18 protein-coding genes are annotated in these 19374 nt (G+C 61.5%); 17 read left to right on the forward strand and 1 reads right to left on the reverse strand.

Going from position 1 to position 19374, the window contains the following annotated elements:
• Window positions 1-63 precede the first annotated feature (63 nt).
• The 16 genes from mnmG to P9239_RS18510 all read left to right on the forward strand — a co-directional run bounded on the left by mnmG (window position 64) and on the right by P9239_RS18510 (window position 16993).
• On the forward strand, window positions 64-2025 hold the full coding sequence (gene mnmG, locus P9239_RS18435) for a tRNA uridine-5-carboxymethylaminomethyl(34) synthesis enzyme MnmG (protein ID WP_309754147.1): 1962 nt from the start codon (window positions 64-66) through the stop codon (window positions 2023-2025).
• On the forward strand, window positions 2022-2672 hold the full coding sequence (gene rsmG, locus P9239_RS18440; protein WP_309753435.1) for a 16S rRNA (guanine(527)-N(7))-methyltransferase RsmG: 651 nt from the start codon (window positions 2022-2024) through the stop codon (window positions 2670-2672). Before mnmG ends, rsmG begins: the two co-directional genes overlap by 4 nt.
• A 62-nt stretch (window positions 2673-2734) precedes the next feature.
• The gene (locus P9239_RS18445; RefSeq protein ID WP_309753437.1) at window positions 2735-3550 is read left to right on the forward strand and encodes a ParA family protein; all 816 of its coding nucleotides are present in this window, start codon (window positions 2735-2737) and stop codon (window positions 3548-3550) included.
• Window positions 3547-4446, forward strand: a complete 900-nt coding sequence (locus tag P9239_RS18450; protein ID WP_309753438.1) for a ParB/RepB/Spo0J family partition protein — start codon at window positions 3547-3549, stop codon at window positions 4444-4446. The genes P9239_RS18445 and P9239_RS18450 overlap by 4 nt, the downstream gene beginning before the upstream one ends.
• Before the next feature lie 39 nt (window positions 4447-4485).
• Window positions 4486-5598, forward strand: a complete 1113-nt coding sequence (locus tag P9239_RS18455; RefSeq protein WP_309754149.1) for an SLC13 family permease — start codon at window positions 4486-4488, stop codon at window positions 5596-5598.
• A gap of 275 nt (window positions 5599-5873) precedes the next feature.
• Window positions 5874-6398, forward strand: coding sequence for an ATP synthase subunit I (locus P9239_RS18460; protein ID WP_404980083.1), 525 nt, complete (start codon window positions 5874-5876; stop codon window positions 6396-6398).
• A gap of 185 nt (window positions 6399-6583) precedes the next feature.
• The gene (gene atpB, locus P9239_RS18465) at window positions 6584-7435 is read left to right on the forward strand and encodes a F0F1 ATP synthase subunit A (RefSeq protein ID WP_309753439.1); all 852 of its coding nucleotides are present in this window, start codon (window positions 6584-6586) and stop codon (window positions 7433-7435) included.
• A gap of 90 nt (window positions 7436-7525) precedes the next feature.
• Complete coding sequence (atpE, locus tag P9239_RS18470) at window positions 7526-7795, forward strand: F0F1 ATP synthase subunit C (RefSeq protein ID WP_175938665.1); 270 nt, start codon at window positions 7526-7528, stop codon at window positions 7793-7795.
• 135 nt (window positions 7796-7930) lie between these two features.
• On the forward strand, window positions 7931-8401 hold the full coding sequence (locus tag P9239_RS18475; RefSeq protein WP_244847529.1) for a F0F1 ATP synthase subunit B: 471 nt from the start codon (window positions 7931-7933) through the stop codon (window positions 8399-8401).
• 2 nt (window positions 8402-8403) lie between these two features.
• Window positions 8404-8946 (forward strand): F0F1 ATP synthase subunit delta, encoded by a 543-nt coding sequence (locus P9239_RS18480; RefSeq protein WP_175938660.1) that lies wholly within the window; start codon window positions 8404-8406, stop codon window positions 8944-8946.
• Window positions 8947-9003: 57 nt separating this feature from the next.
• Entirely contained in the window at window positions 9004-10545 is a 1542-nt protein-coding gene (atpA, locus tag P9239_RS18485) for a F0F1 ATP synthase subunit alpha (RefSeq protein WP_175938658.1), read from the forward strand.
• A gap of 69 nt (window positions 10546-10614) precedes the next feature.
• Window positions 10615-11499, forward strand: a complete 885-nt coding sequence (gene atpG / locus P9239_RS18490; protein ID WP_309753445.1) for a F0F1 ATP synthase subunit gamma — start codon at window positions 10615-10617, stop codon at window positions 11497-11499.
• A gap of 44 nt (window positions 11500-11543) precedes the next feature.
• On the forward strand, window positions 11544-12938 hold the full coding sequence (atpD, locus tag P9239_RS18495) for a F0F1 ATP synthase subunit beta (RefSeq protein ID WP_309753447.1): 1395 nt from the start codon (window positions 11544-11546) through the stop codon (window positions 12936-12938).
• 75 nt (window positions 12939-13013) lie between these two features.
• Entirely contained in the window at window positions 13014-13439 is a 426-nt protein-coding gene (locus P9239_RS18500) for a F0F1 ATP synthase subunit epsilon (RefSeq protein ID WP_175938650.1), read from the forward strand.
• 238 nt (window positions 13440-13677) lie between these two features.
• Window positions 13678-15408, forward strand: coding sequence for an AMP-binding protein (locus tag P9239_RS18505; protein ID WP_309753449.1), 1731 nt, complete (start codon window positions 13678-13680; stop codon window positions 15406-15408).
• A 637-nt stretch (window positions 15409-16045) separates the two neighbouring features.
• A complete protein-coding gene (locus tag P9239_RS18510) occupies window positions 16046-16993 on the forward strand; it encodes an alpha/beta hydrolase (protein ID WP_309753451.1) in 948 nt (315 codons plus the stop codon).
• A gap of 4 nt (window positions 16994-16997) precedes the next feature.
• Here the strand turns inward: P9239_RS18510 and P9239_RS18515 are convergent, their stop codons facing one another.
• Complete coding sequence (locus P9239_RS18515) at window positions 16998-17828, reverse strand: transporter substrate-binding domain-containing protein (protein WP_309753453.1); 831 nt, start codon at window positions 17826-17828, stop codon at window positions 16998-17000.
• A 189-nt stretch (window positions 17829-18017) separates the two neighbouring features.
• Between P9239_RS18515 and hemE the strand changes: the two genes are divergently transcribed.
• A complete protein-coding gene (gene hemE, locus P9239_RS18520) occupies window positions 18018-19115 on the forward strand; it encodes a uroporphyrinogen decarboxylase (protein WP_309753455.1) in 1098 nt (365 codons plus the stop codon).
• The last annotated feature ends 259 nt before the right edge of the window (window positions 19116-19374 follow it).

A 19374-nucleotide genomic window follows, 5' to 3' on the forward strand; every position in this document is an offset into this window, starting at 1 on the left:
CGATGCCTATATAATCCTGCGATATTCCTTCTTTGCTTCGTGTCGTTCGTACACGATATCCCCATGCTTTATCCCACAGAATTCGATGTGATCGTCGTTGGCGGCGGTCACGCAGGTACCGAGGCCGCATTGGCGTCGGCGCGGATAGGTTGCAAAACGCTGCTTTTAACCCACAACATCGAGACGCTTGGCCAGATGAGCTGCAATCCGTCGATTGGCGGCATCGGAAAGGGCCACCTCGTCAAAGAAGTCGACGCTCTGGGCGGCGCAATGGCCGCCGCGACGGATGAGTCTGGCATCCAGTTCCGCATTCTCAATTCGTCGAAGGGGCCGGCCGTCCGGGCCACGCGCGCTCAGGCAGACCGCGTACTTTATAAGCAGGCAATCCGGCATCGTCTGGAAAACCAGCCGAACCTTTGGCTGTTCCAACAGGCGGTTGACGATTTGATGGTGGAGGGCGATCGCGTCGTCGGCGCTGTCACGCAGGTCGGTTTGCGCTTTCGGGCGCGCGCCGTGGTGCTGACGGCGGGCACGTTCCTCGACGGAAAGATTCACGTCGGCCTGAACAATTACGTCGGTGGTCGCGCGGGCGATCCAGCGGCAGCGTCGTTGTCGGCGCGTCTGAAGGAACTCAAGCTGCCCCAAGGTCGACTCAAAACGGGCACGCCGCCGCGCATCGACGGACGAACCATCGACTTTTCGGTGCTCGAAGAGCAGCCGGGCGACCTCGATCCGATTCCGGTGTTCTCGTTTCTCGGCAGAGTAGAGCAGCACCCGCGCCAGATGCCGTGTTGGGTGACGCACACCAACGCCCGCACGCACGACATCATTCGCTCCGGCCTGGACCGCTCGCCGATGTACACGGGCGTGATCGAGGGCGTCGGACCGCGTTATTGCCCGTCGATTGAAGACAAGATCCACCGGTTTGCGTCGAAGGACGCGCATCAAATCTTCCTTGAACCGGAAGGCCTGTCGACCAATGAGTTCTATCCAAACGGCATCTCGACGAGCCTGCCTTTCGACGTTCAACTCGAACTCGTCCGCTCGATGCGTGGCCTCGAGCACGCCCATATCCTGCGGCCCGGCTACGCCATCGAGTATGACTACTTCGATCCGCGCGCGCTGAAGGCGTCGCTAGAGACGAAGGCGATCAACGGCTTGTTCTTTGCCGGTCAGATAAACGGCACGACGGGCTACGAAGAAGCGGCGGCACAAGGGCTTCTTGCGGGAATCAACGCCGGTCTACAAGTTCAGGGCAAGGAAGCGTGGTGTCCACGGCGCGATCAAGCCTACCTTGGCGTCCTCGTTGACGACTTGGTAACGCGCGGCGTGTCCGAGCCGTACCGCATGTTCACGAGCAGGGCAGAGTATCGCCTGTCGCTGCGCGAGGATAACGCGGACATGCGGCTGACGGGAATCGGCCGCGAGCTGGGCGTGATCGACGACGTTCGTTGGGACGCTTTCAGCCGCAAACGCGATGCTGTTTCACGTGAAACAGAACGGCTTCGCTCGACGTGGGTCAATCCCAAGACGCTACCGGCGGAAGAAGCGACGGCGCTGCTGGGCAAGCCGATCGATCATGAGTACAGCCTCGCGGATCTGCTACGGCGCCCCGGCGTGTATTACGACGGCATCTGCGCGTTGCGCGGCAACTCGTGTGGCCCGGACGCACCGCTCGCGGACGATCCCGTCTTGCTCGCCCAGATCAAGGAGCAGATCGAGATCGGCGTGAAGTACCAAGGCTACATAGATCGACAAGCAGATGAGATCGTCCGAAACGGCGCGCAGGAAAATACGCGCTTGCCGGAGGGAATCGACTATGCCGACGTGCGCGGCTTGTCATTCGAGGCGCGCCAGAAACTGACGCAGCATCGCCCGGAGACGATCGGGCAGGCTTCCCGCATCTCCGGCATCACGCCGGCCGCAATCTCGCTGCTGATGGTGCACCTGAAGCGCGGCCTCGGTCGACGAGGCAGAGGCGCGAGCGGCGACGATCAAACGCCTACGACGACGGCGGTGCAATGACCGACCTCGATTCGATGCTCGACCAAGGAGCGGTCGAACTTGGCGTCACACTGTCGGCCGATCAGAAGAGGATGCTGCTCGATTACGTCGCGCTGTTGAGCAAATGGAACGCCGTCTATAACCTGACGGCGATTCGTGATCCGCGTCAGATGCTCGTGCAGCACATTCTGGATTCGCTGGCGGTTTTGCCTGCGATTGGGTCGCGCGGCGCGTCGACGGTGCTGGACGTCGGCTCGGGTGGAGGGCTGCCGGGCATTGTGCTCGCGATTGCTTTGCCGCATGTCCGCGTGACGCTCAACGACATCGTTCACAAGAAGACGGCGTTCCAGTCCCAAGCGAAGGCGCAACTCGGGCTCTCGAACTTGTCAGTTGTCACAGGCCGCGTCGAGATGCTGCAGCCGGGCGTCGAAGTACCGGAAAAATTCGATGTGATCGTCTCGCGCGCGTTCGCAGAGCTCGCGGATTTCGTTACACTTGCGCGACACCTCGTTGCGAGCGACGGCTGCATGCTCGCAATGAAAGGCGTCAAACCCGACGCCGAGATCGCCCGCCTGCCGCAAGGGGCGCAGGTCGCGGGCATCGAACGCCTCGCCGTGCCGTTCCTCGACGCGGAGCGGCATCTCATCGAAATCGTCTTCGATGCATGAACGCGTGCAGCAATCCAGCCCATGCTGATCTTCTGACAGCGAAGAAACGAGGACACTAAACGATGGCAAAAATCTTCTGCGTCGCGAATCAGAAGGGCGGCGTTGGAAAGACGACGACAGCGGTCAATCTTGCAGCCAGCCTCAGCGGTCTCGGGCAGCGCGTGCTACTGATCGACCTCGACCCGCAAGGCAATGCGACGATGGGTAGCGGCGTCGACAAGGCCGCCTGCGAGAACACGGTGTACGAAGTGCTGGTGGACGGCGTCACGTTACGCCAGGCGCGTGTGCGCCCCGAGGCGGTCGGCTACGACGTGTTGCCCGCCAATCGCGAGCTGGCGGGTGCGGAAGTGGAGTTGGTCGGCATGGAGAACCGCGAACGCATTCTTCGCGCCGCGATAGCCGACATAGCCGATGACTATGATTTCGTGCTCATCGATTGTCCGCCAGCGCTGTCCCTGTTGACGCTCAATGCGCTGTGCGCTGCGCACGGCGTCGTCATTCCGATGCAGTGCGAGTACTTCGCGCTCGAGGGGCTTTCGGACCTCGTCAACACCATCAAGCAGATTCACGCCAATCTGAACCGCGACCTCAAGGTAATCGGCCTGCTGCGCGTGATGTTCGATCCGCGCATCACGCTCCAGCAGCAAGTGTCGGATCAATTGAAGGCGCATTTCGGCGACAAAGTATTCGATGTGGTCATTCCCCGCAACGTGCGTCTTGCCGAGGCGCCGAGCTACGGATTACCGGGCGTCGTGTTCGACAAGGCGTCGCGCGGCGCACAGGCGTACATGCAGTTCGGCACGGAAATGATCGAGCGCGTGCGTGCGCTCCAACCCCATTCGATGCGGCAGGAAACGCCGACGGAGGAATCGAAATGAACGCTGTAATGAAGAAAAAGGGTTTGGGCCGCGGTCTGGACGCATTGCTGGGCGGCAGCGTCGACATTACGGAAGCCGTGCGCGGAGAGGGAATGCCGACGGTGCTCGCGCTCGACAAGCTGCAAGCAGGCAAATATCAACCGCGTACCCGCATGGACGAAGGCGCGTTGCAGGAACTGGCCGCGAGCATCCGCGCGCAGGGGCTCATGCAACCGATTCTCGTGCGCTCGGTGGGCGCGGATCAATTCGAGATCATTGCGGGCGAGCGGCGTTTCCGCGCGGCGCGTCTTGCCGGTCTGGACGAAGTGCCGGTGCTGGTGAAGAACGTGCCCGATCAGGCCGCCGCCGCCATGGCGCTGATCGAAAACATCCAGCGGGAAGATCTGAATCCGCTGGAAGAAGCGCAGGGCATCCAGCGCTTGCTCGACGAATTCAGCTTCACGCATGAACAGGCGGCCGAGGCAGTCGGGCGCTCGCGCAGCGCGGTGTCGAATCTGCTGCGCTTGCTGAACCTGGCATCGCCCGTTCAGACGATGCTGCTTGCCGGCGACCTCGACATGGGCCACGCGCGCGCGCTGCTGTCGGTGGATGCGGCCACGCAGATCCAGCTCGCGAATCATGTGGTGAACCGCCGCTTGTCGGTGCGCGAAACCGAGCGCCTCGTCGCCGCGACCTTGAAGCAGACGCCCGCCAAAGCGCGTCCGGCAAGCGACGGTGGTCGCGATACCCGTCGGCTGGAAGAAGAGCTGTCGGACCTGCTTGCCGCAAGCGTCAAGATCAAAGTCGGGGGCCGCGGGCGCGGCAAGGTGACGATCGACTTCGGCAATCTGGACGCACTCGAAGGCATCCTCACGAAGCTGCGCGGCAGCATTGAAACGCCGACGACCGCTGCCTGACGCCTAAGGCTCAACTTGTCCGAACTCGATGCAAAGGGCGTGCGCCCCGACTTTCTGACGCGCATCTGGAACGCGGTTTCGAAGGAGCCGGTGCTCGCCATCCTCGTGTGCGCGCTGGTAGTCGTCCAGATCGCGCATCCGCGACCGTTGACGTCGCTGCCCGCTCTCGTCGACTGGCAGACGGTGTTGACGCTCGCCGGATTGCTGATCCTGACCAAAGCGATCGAATTGTCAGGATTCCTAATGTGGGCGGCGCGTCGGCTGGTGCATCGGATACACGGCGAGCGCGGACTCGCGCTTCTGCTGGTCGCGCTCGCGGCAGGCCTGTCCACGCTGCTGACAAACGACGTCGCGCTCTTCGCAGTCGTGCCGCTTGCGCTGTCGCTGAACAAACTCGCGCCGCTGCCGATCAAGCGGCTCGTGATCGTGATTGCGCTCGCCGTGAACGCTGGCTCGATCCTTACACCGCTCGGCAATCCTCAAAATTTGTTTCTCTGGCAGACGAGCGGGGTGTCCTTCGGTGCGTTCGTATGGAAGCTGCTGCCTTTATGCGCCGCGCTGATGGCGCTGCTGTTCGCGCTGACGTACGCGATGTTTCACGCGATGCCGCTCGATCTGTCCGGCGACGCGGAAGAGCATCGCGTCGACCGTGCGCTGTGTGGCGTCAGCATCGTGGCGTTCGGCGTTTTTGTCGCGCTGGCGGACGCGCATCACGCCGGACCGGCGCTGGCTGCGCTCGCCGTCGGCTTTCTGCTCTGGCGACGCGAGGCCGTGCTCAAGATCGACTGGCTTCTGCTGCTCATCTTCGTGCTGATGTTCATCGTGCTGCGCAGCGCAGCGGCGCTACCGACGATCCACGACGCCATTGCGAGCATCGGTATTCACTCGCCGGTGCGCGCATTCGCCGCTGGCGCGGTCCTCTCGCAGGGCATCAGCAACGTACCGGCGGCAATCGTGCTCGCCGAGTTCTCGAAGGACTGGCGCGCGCTTGCGTTTGGCGTGAGCGTGGGCGGTTTCGGCGTGGCGATCGGCTCGCTCGCGAATCTCATCGCCGTTCGTTTGTCAGGCGAAAAGGGTATGTGGGCACCGTTTCACCTAATGTCGATACCGTTCTGGATCGTGGCCATGGTCATCGGATGGGCGCTTGTGTGAACCGTCCGCGAAGCTCGCGTTCAATCTGAAAATCTGCTTGCAGTCGCAAGAAAAATCTCGGTTCTGAGACCGTTTTTTAAGCTTCGTCCGCTTGGCTTTTGACACACCTAAACTATTGAATCCGTGACAACAATCGCTTACAATCCCCCGGATTTATCAGCTAGGCCACCTCGAAAGCGCCACGAAAGCGCAAGGTGATTCTCCGGACACTGGGTTGAAGGCTGAAGCCTGCAAGCGAACGCTTCGTGTGCGGGTATCAGGCGAATGCGACGCACATGCGCGAACGAAACATGCAGGTCAGTGCTCGCTCAACCGGCGACAGCCACGTTACCGGAGAACAGCCGCGCAGTTCGACTGACGACTCGTGGGATGCCGAAGCGCAAGATAACAATATCGTTCCGCTCACACGGGATCAGGCAGAAAAGCTGTTCGGCCCGCAAGTGAGTCGTCCATCGCGTGTCACCCCGTATCGGGTCGTGGCGGCGCAAATGGTTTTGTCCCTGGGTGCGACGCTTCTGTGGTGGCTGTTCTACAAGCCGCCGGGCGATGCTGCGCTGTCAGCCTTCCTGGGAGGAGCGATCGCCTGGGTGCCTGCGGCACTGTTCGCCGCGCGCCTCAAGGCAAAGAGCGGCGCTGAGACGATCATGAGCTGGATGATCGGCGAAGGCGTCAAGATGGGAGCGACGATTGCTATGTTCGTCGCCGTTGCATTCTGGTACAAGAGCGCGTTGTGGCTGCCGTTGCTGGTCACATATATCGTCGCGCTGAAGGCGTACTGGGTTGCCATGGCGCTGCGTTGATTTCGCGCCGACCGGTCTCCATGACCTCCGCGGTAAGTGCGGCGCGGCGTTGCGGTAGGTAGCATGAACATGAGTGCGGAACGCGTTCCGCACACGGGCCTCTCGCCCCGGAGCCGCGACGCGAAGCGGCGGCTCGGAAGCGAAGGCGACGAAAGATTTTTGACAATTTGGGTGGCTTTAACGATATGGCAGCTAGCGAAGGAACGCACGCTCTGGATCCGTCCGAGTACATTGCGCACCACTTGCAGAATCTTTCCACGCATCCGCAGACGTCGATCTTCGACATCCACGTCTGGAATCTGGACACGCTGTTCTGGTCCATCGTATGCGGCCTTTTGACCATCATCATTCTGGGTCTCGCGGCGCGCAAGGCAACGTCCGGCGTGCCGGGCCGTTTCCAGTGCGCCATCGAAATGCTCGTGGAAATGGTGGAAGACCAGTCGAAGTCGATGATTCACGGCAGCCGCCGTTTCATCGCGCCGCTCGCGCTGACCGTGTTCGTGTGGGTCGCGCTCATGAATTCGCTCGACTTCATTCCCGTTGACTTGCCTGGCCGCGTGATCGGCTGGCTGGGACTCGAGCACGCGCTTCCGCATCATCGCATCGTGCCGACGGCCGACCTCAACGGCACCATCGGCATCGCGCTGGGCGTCTTGCTGCTCATGCTCTACTACAACATCAAGATCAAGGGCGCCGGCGGTTTCGTGCACGAACTGCTGTCCGCGCCGTTCGGCTCGCATCCGGTTCTGTGGATTCCGAACCTCGCGCTGAACATCATCGAGTTCGCCGCCAAAACGGTTTCCCTCGGCATGCGACTTTTCGGCAACATGTACGCCGGCGAGCTGCTGTTCCTGCTGATCGCGCTTCTCGGCAGCATGTGGACGTTTAGTGCGAACCTGACCGTGCTCGGCTTCATTGGCCATGTGATCGCGGGTACGGTGTGGGCAGTGTTCCACATCCTGATCGTGTTCCTTCAGGCCTTCATTTTCATGATGCTGACGCTGGTGTATCTCGGCCAGGCACATGACACGCACTAAAGTGAGCGTGCCGGGGTCCGGAATTCTCAGAGATTCACAGCTTTAATTTTTATAAATCCAGTTCCAAAGTCTTTAATCAAAGGAGTGATCATGCAAGCTTTCATCGCCAACATCCAAGGTCTGACCGCCGTCGGTATCGGCATCATCATCGGCCTGGGTGCAATCGGCGCCTGTATCGGTATCGGTCTGATGGGCGGCAAGTACATTGAAGCGTGCGCCCGCCAGCCGGAACTGATGAATCCGCTGCAGACCAAGATGTTCCTGCTGGCTGGTCTGATCGACGCGGCGTTCCTGATCGGCGTTGGTGTGGCAATGCTGTTTGCGTTCGCGAACCCGCTGCTCGCACGTCTCGCAGGCTGAGGTTTCTCGGAAGTGAGCGTCCGAATTTTTCACAGGACGCAGAACGGAACGGGTGAGGCGCTGATCGAGCACAACAGCCGGTTAGCGCCTTTTAACCGTTTCACTCTCCGATCAAGCAACGTTTAAGGAAACACCGTGAATCTCAACGCAACCCTGTTTGCGCAAATGGTCGTGTTTCTGATCCTCGCGTGGTTCACGATGAAGTTCGTGTGGCCGCCGTTGATCAACGCCCTCGACGAGCGCTCGAAGAAGATTGCCGACGGCCTCGCCGCCGCCGACAAGGGCAAGGCGGAACTGGAAGCCGCGCACAAGCGCGTCGACCAGGAACTCGCGCAGGCTCGCAACGACGGCCAGCAGCGCATTGCTGACGCCGAAAAGCGCGCCGCAGCCGTCGCCGAAGAAATCAAGGCCAACGCGCAAGCCGAAGCCGCACGCATCATCGCGCAGGCCAAGGCGGACGCCGACCAGCAAATCGTCAAGGCTCGCGAAACCCTGCGTGCCGAAGTCGCGGCGCTGGCCGTGAAGGGCGCCGAGCAAATTCTGAGACGCGAAGTCGATCAGAAGGCTCACGCCGATCTGCTGAATCAACTCAAAACCGAGCTCTGATCATGGCCGAATTTGCAACCATCGCTCGTCCTTACGCAGAAGCGCTGTTCCGCGTGGCCGAAACCGGCGATCTCGCGGGCTGGTCCACCTTCGTCGAGGAGCTGGCACAGGTTGCGCGTCTGCCCGAAGTGGAATCGGTCGCCTCGAGCCCGAAAGTGAGCCGCGAGCAGATCACCGACTTGCTGCTCGCCGCGGTGAAGTCGCCGCTCGCTCAGGGCAACGCTCAGGCAAAGAACTTCGTGCGCATGCTGGTGGACAACCATCGTCTGCCGCTGCTGCCGGAAATCGCCGTCCAGTTCGACGAGCTGAAGAACGCCCGTGAAGGTGCGGCCGACGCGCATATCGTCAGCGCGTTCCCGCTCGAAGGCGCACAGTTGAACGACCTGGTCGCAAGCCTCGAACGCAAGTTCGAGCGCAAGCTGAAACCGATCGTCGAAATCGATCAGTCGCTGATCGGCGGCGTTCGCGTGACGGTCGGCGACGAAGTGCTCGATACCTCGGTCCGCGCGCGCCTAGCCAGCATGCAGACGGCGCTCACCGCCTGACGCTTCTTGGAAGCGCCTTAGCTGGCACGCAACAGAATTGACTATCAGGAGCGAATAATGCAACTCAATCCCTCTGAGATCAGCGAGCTGATCAAGAGCCGGATCCAGGGCCTTGAAGCGAGCGCGGACGTTCGCAACCAGGGCACCGTGATCTCCGTGACCGACGGTATCGTGCGTATCCACGGCCTGTCGGACGTGATGCAGGGCGAAATGCTCGAGTTTCCGGGCAACACCATCGGTCTTGCACTGAACCTCGAACGTGACTCCGTCGGCGCCGTTATTCTGGGCGAGTACGAGCACATCACGGAAGGCGACATCGTCAAGACGACGGGCCGCATTCTCGAAGTGCCGGTCGGCCCGGAACTGATCGGCCGCGTGGTCGATGCGCTCGGCAACCCGATCGACGGCAAGGGACCGATCAACGCCAAGATGACCGACGCTATCGAAAAGATCGCGCCGGGCGTGATTTGGCGCAAGTCTGTGTCGCAGCCGGTGCAGACGGGTCTGAAGTCGATCGACGCGATGGTGCCGATCGGCCGCGGCCAGCGCGAGCTGATCATCGGCGACCGTCAGTGCGGCAAGAGCGCCGTGGCTGTCGACGCGATTATCAACCAGAAGGGCAAGAACCTCATCTGTATCTACGTCGCGATCGGCCAGAAGGCATCGTCGATCATGAACGTGGTGCGAAAGCTCGAAGAGACCGGCGCGATGGCTTACACCATCGTCGTCGCGGCTTCGGCTTCGGAATCGGCCGCGATGCAATACCTCGCGCCGTACGCCGGCTGCACGATGGGCGAATACTTCCGCGATCGCGGCGAAGACGCGCTGATCGTCTATGACGACTTGACCAAGCAAGCATGGGCGTATCGCCAGATTTCGCTGCTGCTGCGCCGTCCGCCGGGCCGCGAAGCGTATCCGGGTGACGTGTTCTACCTGCACTCGCGTCTGCTCGAGCGCGCGGCTCGCGTCTCGGAAGAGTACGTCGAGAAGTTCACCAACGGCGAAGTGAAGGGCAAGAGCGGTTCGCTGACGGCGCTGCCGGTCATCGAAACGCAAGCCGGCGACGTGACCGCGTTCGTTCCGACGAACGTGATCTCGATTACCGACGGCCAGATCTTCCTGGAAACCGACCTGTTCAACGCCGGTATCCGCCCCGCGATCAACGCGGGCGTGTCGGTGTCGCGCGTCGGTGGTGCGGCTCAGACCAAGGTCGTGAAAAAGCTGTCGGGCGGTATCCGTACCGACCTCGCGCAGTATCGTGAACTCGCCGCGTTCGCGCAGTTCGCCTCGGACCTCGACGAAGCTACCCGCAAGCAGCTGGAGCGCGGCCGCCGCGTGACGGAACTGCTGAAGCAGCCGCAGTATCAGCCGCTGCAAGTGTGGGAACTGTCGGTGTCGCTGTTCGCGGCCAACAACGGCTATCTCGACGATCTGGAAGTTGCGCAAGTGCTGCCGTTCGAAAAGGGCCTGCGCGAATACCTGAAGACGAGCCATGCCGATCTGATTAAGCGCATCGAAGACAACAAAGACTTGTCGAAGGACGACGAAGGCGCACTGCATGCCGCGCTGAAGGACTTCAAGAAGTCGGGCGCTTATTGATCGGGACTGAGGAGCAACGCGCGGCGCATCGTCGATGAACGCCGCGCGGCTTCGATCAAGGAGTAAGCAATGGCTGGAATGAAGGAAATTCGCGGCAAGATCAAGAGCGTGCAGAACACGCGCAAGATCACGAAAGCGATGGAAATGGTTGCCGCATCGAAGATGCGCCGCGCCCAGGAGCGCATGCGTTCCGCCCGTCCGTACGCCGACCGCGTCCGCGCAATCGCTGCGCACATGAGCGCTGCGAACCCCGAGTATCGTCACCCGTTCATGGTGAAGAACGACGGCGCGAAAGCGGCTGGCCTGATCCTCGTCACGACCGACAAGGGTCTGTGCGGCGGCATGAACACGAACATCCTGCGTGCGTCGCTGAATCGCATCAAGGAACTGGATCAGAGCGGCGTGTCCATCGAGGCCTCGGCCATCGGCGGCAAGGGGCTCGGCTTTCTGAACCGGCTGCGCGCTCGCGTTGTTTCGCAAGTCACGCAACTGGGCGACACGCCGCATCTGGAAAAGCTGATCGGCGCGATCAAGGTGCAGCTCGACTTGTACTCGGAAGGCAAGGTCAACGCGGTGTACCTGGCGTACACCCGCTTCGTCAACACGATGAAGCAGGAGCCGGTGATCGAGCAACTTCTGCCGCTGTCGATCGACGATCTCCATAAGCAGGAGAGCGACGCCGAAACGCCGAAGACGTCGTGGGATTACATCTACGAGCCGGACGCGCAAACCGTGGTGGACGACCTGCTCGTGCGCTACGTCGAGGCGCTCGTCTATCAGGCGGTCGCGGAGAACATGGCGTCGGAGCAATCAGCGCGCATGGTCGCGATGAAGGCGGCGTCGGACAACGCGAAACAAGTGATCAACGAACTGCAGCTCGTCTACAACAAGAGCCGTCAGGCTGCGATTACGAAAGAATTGTCGGAAATCGTCGGCGGCGCCGCGGCGGTCTGATTTTGCTGACCGCGTGAAAGAACACAGTATCTAAAGGAAATGCGATGAGTACTACTGCTTTGGTAGAAGGCAAGATCGTACAGTGCATCGGCGCCGTTATCGACGTGGAGTTTCCGCGTGCGGAAATGCCGAAGATTTACGACGCGCTCATTCTTGAAGGCACGGAACTGACGCTCGAAGTCCAGCAGCAGCTGGGTGACGGCGTGGTCCGCACCATCTGTCTGGGTGCATCCGACGGCCTGCGCCGCGGCACGATGGTCAAGAACACCGGCAAGCCGATCAGCGTGCCGGTCGGTAAGCCGACGCTTGGCCGCATCATGGACGTGCTTGGCCGTCCGATCGACGAAGCGGGCCCGATCGAATCGACGAATGTGCGTTCGATCCACCAGCAAGCGCCTTCGTTCGACGAGCTGTCGCCGTCGACCGAACTGCTCGAAACCGGCATCAAGGTTATCGACCTGATCTGCCCGTTCGCGAAGGGCGGTAAGGTTGGTCTGTTCGGCGGTGCAGGCGTGGGCAAGACCGTGAACATGATGGAACTCATCAACAACATCGCGAAGGAACACGGCGGTTACTCCGTGTTCGCGGGTGTTGGCGAGCGTACCCGTGAAGGGAACGACTTCTATCACGAAATGAAGGACTCGAACGTTCTGGACAAGGTCGCGCTGGTGTACGGCCAGATGAACGAGCCGCCGGGCAACCGTCTGCGCGTCGCGCTGACCGGTCTGACGATGGCCGAGCACTTCCGTGACGAAGGCCTCGACGTGCTGTTCTTCGTGGACAACATCTACCGTTTCACGCTGGCAGGCACGGAAGTGTCCGCACTGCTGGGCCGTATGCCGTCGGCAGTGGGTTATCAGCCGACGCTGGCTGAAGAAATGGGCAAGCTGCAAGAGCGCATCACGTCGACCAAGACCGGCTCCATTACGTCGGTTCAGGCCGTGTACGTCCCTGCGGACGACTTGACCGACCCGTCGCCGGCCACGACCTTCGGCCACCTGGACGCAACCGTCGTGTTGTCGCGTGATATCGCTTCGCTCGGCATCTACCCGGCAGTGGACCCGCTCGATTCGACCTCGCGTCAGATCGACCCGAACGTGATCGGCGAAGAGCATTACTCGATCACGCGCGGCGTGCAGCAAACGCTGCAGCGCTACAAGGAACTGCGCGACATTATCGCGATTCTGGGCATGGACGAACTGTCGCCGGAAGACAAGCTGTCGGTCGCGCGCGCTCGTAAGATCCAGCGTTTCCTGTCGCAGCCGTTCCACGTCGCGGAAGTGTTCACGGGTTCGCCGGGCAAGTACGTGCCGCTGAAGGAAACCATTCGCGGCTTCAAGATGATCGTCGATGGCGAGTGCGATCATCTGCCGGAGCAGGCGTTCTACATGGTTGGCACGATCGACGAAGCCTTCGAAAAGGCCAAGAAGATCCAGTAAAGGTCGGGTGTAACGAAGCGGACGCCGGTGAAAGCCGGCGTCCTCGAACTGCGCTCAACCCAGGAGTTGGACAACATGGCAACCATCAAAGTAGACGTCGTCAGCGCCGAAGAGCAGATCTTCTCCGGCCAGGCGAAGTTCGTCGCGCTGCCGGGCGAATCCGGTGAGCTCGGCATTCTGCCGGGTCACACGCCGCTCATCACGCGCATTCGTCCGGGCGCGGTGCGCATCGAGGCGGAAGACGGCTCGGAAGAGTTCGTGTTCGTCGCAGGCGGGATTCTGGAAATTCAGCCGGGCATCGTTACCGTTCTGGCCGACACCGCAATCCGCGGCGCTGACCTGGACGAAGCCAAGGCCGAGCAAGCGAAAAAGCGCGCCGAGGAAGCGATGCAAAACAACGCATCCGAACTCGAATACGCCACTGCTCAAGCCGAACTGGCCTACGCGGCGGCGCAGCTCGCAGCAATCCAGCGTCTGCGCAAGGCGCACGCAAAGCACTGAGCGAGACGCACATTCGCGGGTCAAGAAAGCAGCCTCCGGGCTGCTTTTTTTATGCGAGCAAACCTCGGCAAAACTGCATAACGGACGGGCGACGGTTCGCCTATGCGCCTAACGCATTGATTTCGCGAAGTCCCGCTCGATTCCACCGACAAGCATTGCGGGTAACACTGAATGCCCGCAGGCCGCGTCGCCATGCACAATGGCCTTCCAATTAGCCTTCATCCGGCGGAGACCATCGATGGCAAACGAACCGACGCACGCCGACGCGCAAATCGAACCTCGCGACGGCCTTTCGTATGTCCGCGGCGCGACGGACATCCCACTTAGCGACGCCACTGTCTCGCGCTTTCTTATGCAGACGGTCGGACGCTTTCCGGAACGGCCAGCCGTCGTGTTCCGCGAGCGGAACATCCGCTGGACGTGGCGCGAATTCGCCAATGAAGTCGACGCGCTCGCGACCGCGCTGCTGCAACTCGGCCTGAAGGGCGGGGATCGCGTGGGCATCTGGTCGCCGAATCGCGCGGAATGGCTGCTGACGCAATTCGCGACAGCGCGCATCGGTGCCGTGCTGGTGAACATCAACCCGGCGTATCGGCTCGCCGAACTCGAATACGCGCTGCAGAAGGTCGGCTGCACGGCGATCATCGCGGCGGAGCAGTTCAAGACGTCGAAATATCTGGACATGCTGCAGGCACTCGCGCCTGAACTGGCCGAGGCGGAGCCGAACGACCTGCACGCCGAAAAGCTGCCCGCGTTGCGCACGGTGATCCGAATGGGCGAGCGCACCACGCCCGGCATGCTGAATTTCGACGACGTCATGCGCCGGGGCCGCGCCGCGCTCGACACCGCCCGACTCGACGCGCTGGAAGCGAACTTCGATGCGGACGACGCGATCAACATCCAGTTCACGAGCGGCACGACCGGCAATCCGAAGGGCGCGACACTCACGCATCGGAACATCGTCAACAACGCGCGATATATCGCGATGGCCATGCGCCTCACCGAGGCGGACTCGCTTTGCATTCCCGTGCCGCTGTATCACTGCTTCGGCATGGTGCTCGCCGTGCTCGCGTGCGTATCCACGGGTGCGGCGATGATCTTTCCGGGCGAAGCGTTCGATCCCGCCGCGACGCTCGCCGCCGTTCACGAGGAACGCTGCACCGCGCTGCACGGCGTGCCGACCATGTTCATCGCCGAACTGGATCACCCGAATTTCGCGCAATACGACCTGAGCCGCCTGCGCACGGGCATCATGGCGGGTTCACCGTGCCCGATCGAGACGATGAAGCGCGTCGTGTCCAAGATGCACTTGAGCGAGATCACGATCGCGTACGGCATGACCGAAACGAGCCCCGTCTCGTTCCAAAGTTCGACGACGGATCCGCTCGACAAGCGCACGTCTACGGTTGGCCGCATTCAGCCGCATCTGGAGGTGAAAATCGTCGATCCGTTGGGCAACATCGTGCCTGTCGGGGAGACGGGCGAACTTTGTACGCGTGGGTATTCGGTAATGAAGGGCTATTGGGGCGAAGAGGCGAAGACGCGCGAGGCGATAGTCGATGGCTGGATGCATACCGGTGATCTCGCGACACTCGACGCCGAAGGTTATTGCAATATCGTCGGGCGATTGAAGGACATGCTGATTCGTGGCGGCGAGAATATCTATCCGCGCGAGATCGAGGAGTTTCTGTTCCGCCATCCGAAAGTCCAATCAGTACAGATTTTCGGCGTCCCGGACCCGAAATACGGAGAAGAAGTGTGCGCGTGGATCGTCGTGCGTCCCGGCGAGCAGGCGACCGAGGAGGAAATCCGTTCGTTTTGCGAAGGGCAGATTGCGCACTACAAGATTCCGCGCTATATCCGCTTCGTTGACGAGTTGCCAATGACCGTGACCGGCAAGGTGCAGAAGTTCATCATGCGCGCGCGAATGGTCGACGAACTGAAGCTGGCCGAAGCGAAGACCGCCTGAGCCTCGGCGCTGGACGGAGAACCAAAGACAAAGGGAGCGCGCCGCGCTCCCTTCTGTCATGGGCAACCATACGCCGAAACAATACGACAAACGCTCGGTCCGAACCGTCACGCAAACGTTTGTCGAGACGAAAAAAAAGCGGGCCTGGAGCCCGCTAAAAACCACACGCTACGGGGTTAGCGCGAGGAGACCAACTGTGGGATGGTTCGATTTCGCTTGCTCAATCGAACAACGATCCCAACACGGATGCCCCTGTAACAGAGCTTCGATCTATTCCGACCATCGACATACGTTGCAACTTCTCAACGCAATCGAAACCACCCGTGTTGAAACCGTTTGAACAGATTGTGGGCGAATTGATTGACGATGGCCGTAACAAAGTGTTTCAGGTTGTAACCCATCGCTCATCCTTTCACGCTAAACATTCTCCCGCAAAATGCGCCGCAAGTGCCCAATTATTGCGGAATATCCACGTCATTCATTCGTTTTTCAACCGGCCGGTGCAGAATGCGATTTAAACCGCGACGCTCATAAGCATGTTTCGTCCGAAAAATAGTACGCCTGGACGAATGAAATCGATTTTTCCTCGCAGTTTCAAAGCTCAGTGCATACTTAAAACACTTTATAGGAGACATGCATGACCATCGATGCTGCTTTGCTTCAGTATTACCGCGCCGTCGCGGAAGCGTTCCCGGCGCTCGGGTCCGCTGCCGACGCGCGCGCCGTCCGTGAGCGGTTCAAAGCGGTCGCTCGGGCATACGCGCGCGAGCGCGCCGCCGACGTCGCCGTCGAGGACATTGACGTTTCTTTACAAAATCGAACCCTCGCCGCGCGCATCTACCGACCAGAGACGGCCAGCGGACCGCTGCCTTTGCTCGTCTACTTTCACGGCGGCGGCTGGGTGGTCGGTGATATCGAGACGCACGACGGCCTCGTCGCCCAGATGGCGCGTGACGCCCAATGTGCAATCGCGAGCGTCGATTACCGGCTGGCGCCCGAGCATCCGTTTCCGGCTCCCTGCGACGACGCCCTCGACGCGCTGCTCTGGTTCGCGGAACACCGGTCGCGGCTCGGCTTTGCAACCGATCGGCTGGGCGTCGGCGGCGACAGTGCGGGCGCACATCTGGCGGTCGTCGCGGCGCGTGGGGCGAATCAGCGTGTCGCCGGCCTCGTCAATCTGCAACTGCTGTTGTACCCGGTGATGCGCCGGCAATTCGAGAGTGCGAGTTGCCTTGCCAATGCCAACGGCCCCGGTCTCACCAATGACGAAATGCGCTGGTATTGGACGCAGTTTCTCTCAGGAACGGCGCCGGACGAGCACGACGTCCGCGCGTTCCCGCTCGCCGAACCCTACGAGCGCACGCCGGCGCGTGCATTGATCGTCGCGGCGGCCTACGACCCGCTTTACGACGACGCCTTCGAACTCCAGCGCTTCCTCGAAGCCAACGGCGGCCGGACGGAGATGATCGACGCGAACAACATGACGCACGGCTTCGGCCGCCTGCACGCGCAGTCGGAGGCGGCGCTCAACTGGTTGCGCCGCATCGGCGCGCGCGCGGGCGAACTGCTGCGCGCGGAACGCTGACGCGTCACTTCAGCCACTTGTCGACCACCGCCTGAAACTCGCCGGTCGATCGCGCGAGATGCAGCCACTGATCGACATACTGCTGCCACGCGACGTCCCCGCGCGGCAGCAGATACGCCTTCTCGCCGAACTGGAACGGCTTGTCGGGATGCACCGAGCAAAGGCCGGGATTCAGCTTCTGCTGTAGCAGCGTCTCCGACGCATCCGTGACCATGACATCGGCGCGACCGTCGAGTATTTGCTTGAAGATCGTCACGTTGTCGGGATACTCGATCAGCTGCGAGTGCGCGAAGAACTGCTTCGCGAAACGTTCGTTGGTGCCGCCGGGATTGACGATAGTCCGCACGGTCGGCTGATCGATCTGCGCGACGGTCTGGTACTTGTCGACGTCGGCGCAGCGCACGATCGGCGTCTTGCCGTCTTCCATGTACGGCGCGGTGAAGAACGCGCGCTTTTGCCGGTCGAGCGTCGTCGAGACGCCGCCCACCGCGATATCGCATTTTGCGATGAAGTCGTTCATCAGGTTCGACCACGACGTCTTCACGTACTCCGGCTTCGCGCCGAGCGACTTCGCCAGATTGTCGGCGAGATCGATGTCGATGCCCTCGAACTGACCGTCCGGCCGCAAGAACGAATACGGCTTGTAGTCGCCGGTCGTGCAGACGCGTAGCGTGTGCCGCGCGAGAATCTCGTCGAGCCGCGAGGCTGGCGCGGGCGCTTGCACGACGCTGCCGCCCTGCACCGTCTGACCGTAAGCGACACCGGAATTGACACCGAAAGTGACAAGCGGCCACGCGAGCGCGCAGGCGGCGAGACGGAAGGACACGCGTTTCATCGATGCTCCTGGTTCTAGTTGTGATGGGCCGCGACGACGCCGGCGGCCATCGATGATAACGAGCGTGCGCGCGTCTGAGAATCATCTCGAAAAGGCCGCGACGCGCGCCCATTTGCCGCCGCGCTGCCGCGAAAACGGGCAGCCGGTCCGGTAGAATGGACGATTCTTCAGGCTTCGGCACCGAGCGACGTGGCACACACCCTTCTCAACGACACCTTTCTGCGTGCGCTGCTGCGCCAGCCGACCGAATACACCCCGATCTGGCTGATGCGTCAGGCTGGTCGTTATCTGCCCGAATACAACGCGACGCGTGCGCGCGCCGGCAGTTTCCTCGGCCTCGCGAAGAACCCGAATTTCGCCACCGAAGTCACGCTGCAACCGCTCGAACGCTATCCGCTCGACGCCGCCATTCTCTTTTCCGACATCCTCACGGTGCCCGACGCCATGGGCCTCGGCCTGAACTTCGTGCAGGGCGAAGGTCCGCGTTTCGAGCGCACCGTGCGCACGGAAGACGACGTGAAGCGTCTTGCGGTGCCGGACATCGACAGCACGCTGCGCTACGTGACCGACGCCGTGAGTCAGATCCGCCGCGCGCTTACCGACGCGCAAGGCCGCCAGAAGGTGCCGCTCATCGGCTTTTCCGGCAGCCCGTGGACGCTCGCGTGCTATATGGTCGAAGGCGGCGGCTCGGACGATCATCGGACGGTGAAGGCGATGGCGTATGCGCGGCCCGACCTGATGCATCGCATCCTTGACGTCAACGCGCAAGCCGTCACGGCGTACCTCAATGCGCAGATCGAGGCGGGCGCGCAGGCCGTGATGATTTTCGATACCTGGGGCGGGGCGCTCGCCGACGGCGCGTATCAACGCTTCTCGCTCGACTACATCGCGAAGGTGGTCGCAGGCCTCAAGCGCGAACACGACGGGGCGCGCGTGCCGGTCATCACGTTCACGAAGGGCGGCGGGCTGTGGCTCGAAGAGATTGCTGCGACGGGTGTCGATGCCGTCGGTCTCGACTGGACGGTGAACCTTGGCGCGGCGCGCGAGCGCGTGAGAGGGCGCGTCGCGCTGCAAGGGAACATCGATCCGAGCGTGCTTTTCGCCCCGCCCGAAGCGATTCGTGCAGAAGCGCGCGGCGTTCTAGACAGCTTCGGGAATTTTCCGGGCCACGTGTTCAATCTCGGGCACGGCATCTCGCAATTCACGCCGCCGGAGCACGTTGCAGAACTGGTGGACGAGGTTCACCGGCACAGCCGCGCCATGCGCGCGTCGGCCTTCCGCCGCTAGCTCGCCATGTTGCAGTGCACCAGACGTTGCACGGCGCCCGTCTGCGTTGGTCGAGCGGGTTAGGCGAATCGCCCGCCCTTTGCGGCGCTCCGAGATGTCAAGACGACTTATGCACATTTTGTTCGTTGCATCGCGCCATCAGACATATCGACGCACATAGCCCATAAAGCGTGGCTATTCTTGACGTAAGTCGCTGATTCTAAACAACTTAAAAGAGTCTTGTCCGATATGTGGGCAAACGCACATAAGCGATCCGTGA

Origin of the sequence: Caballeronia sp. LZ062 (assembly GCF_031450785.1) — a bacterium.
In the GTDB taxonomy this organism is placed as follows: domain Bacteria; phylum Pseudomonadota; class Gammaproteobacteria; order Burkholderiales; family Burkholderiaceae; genus Caballeronia.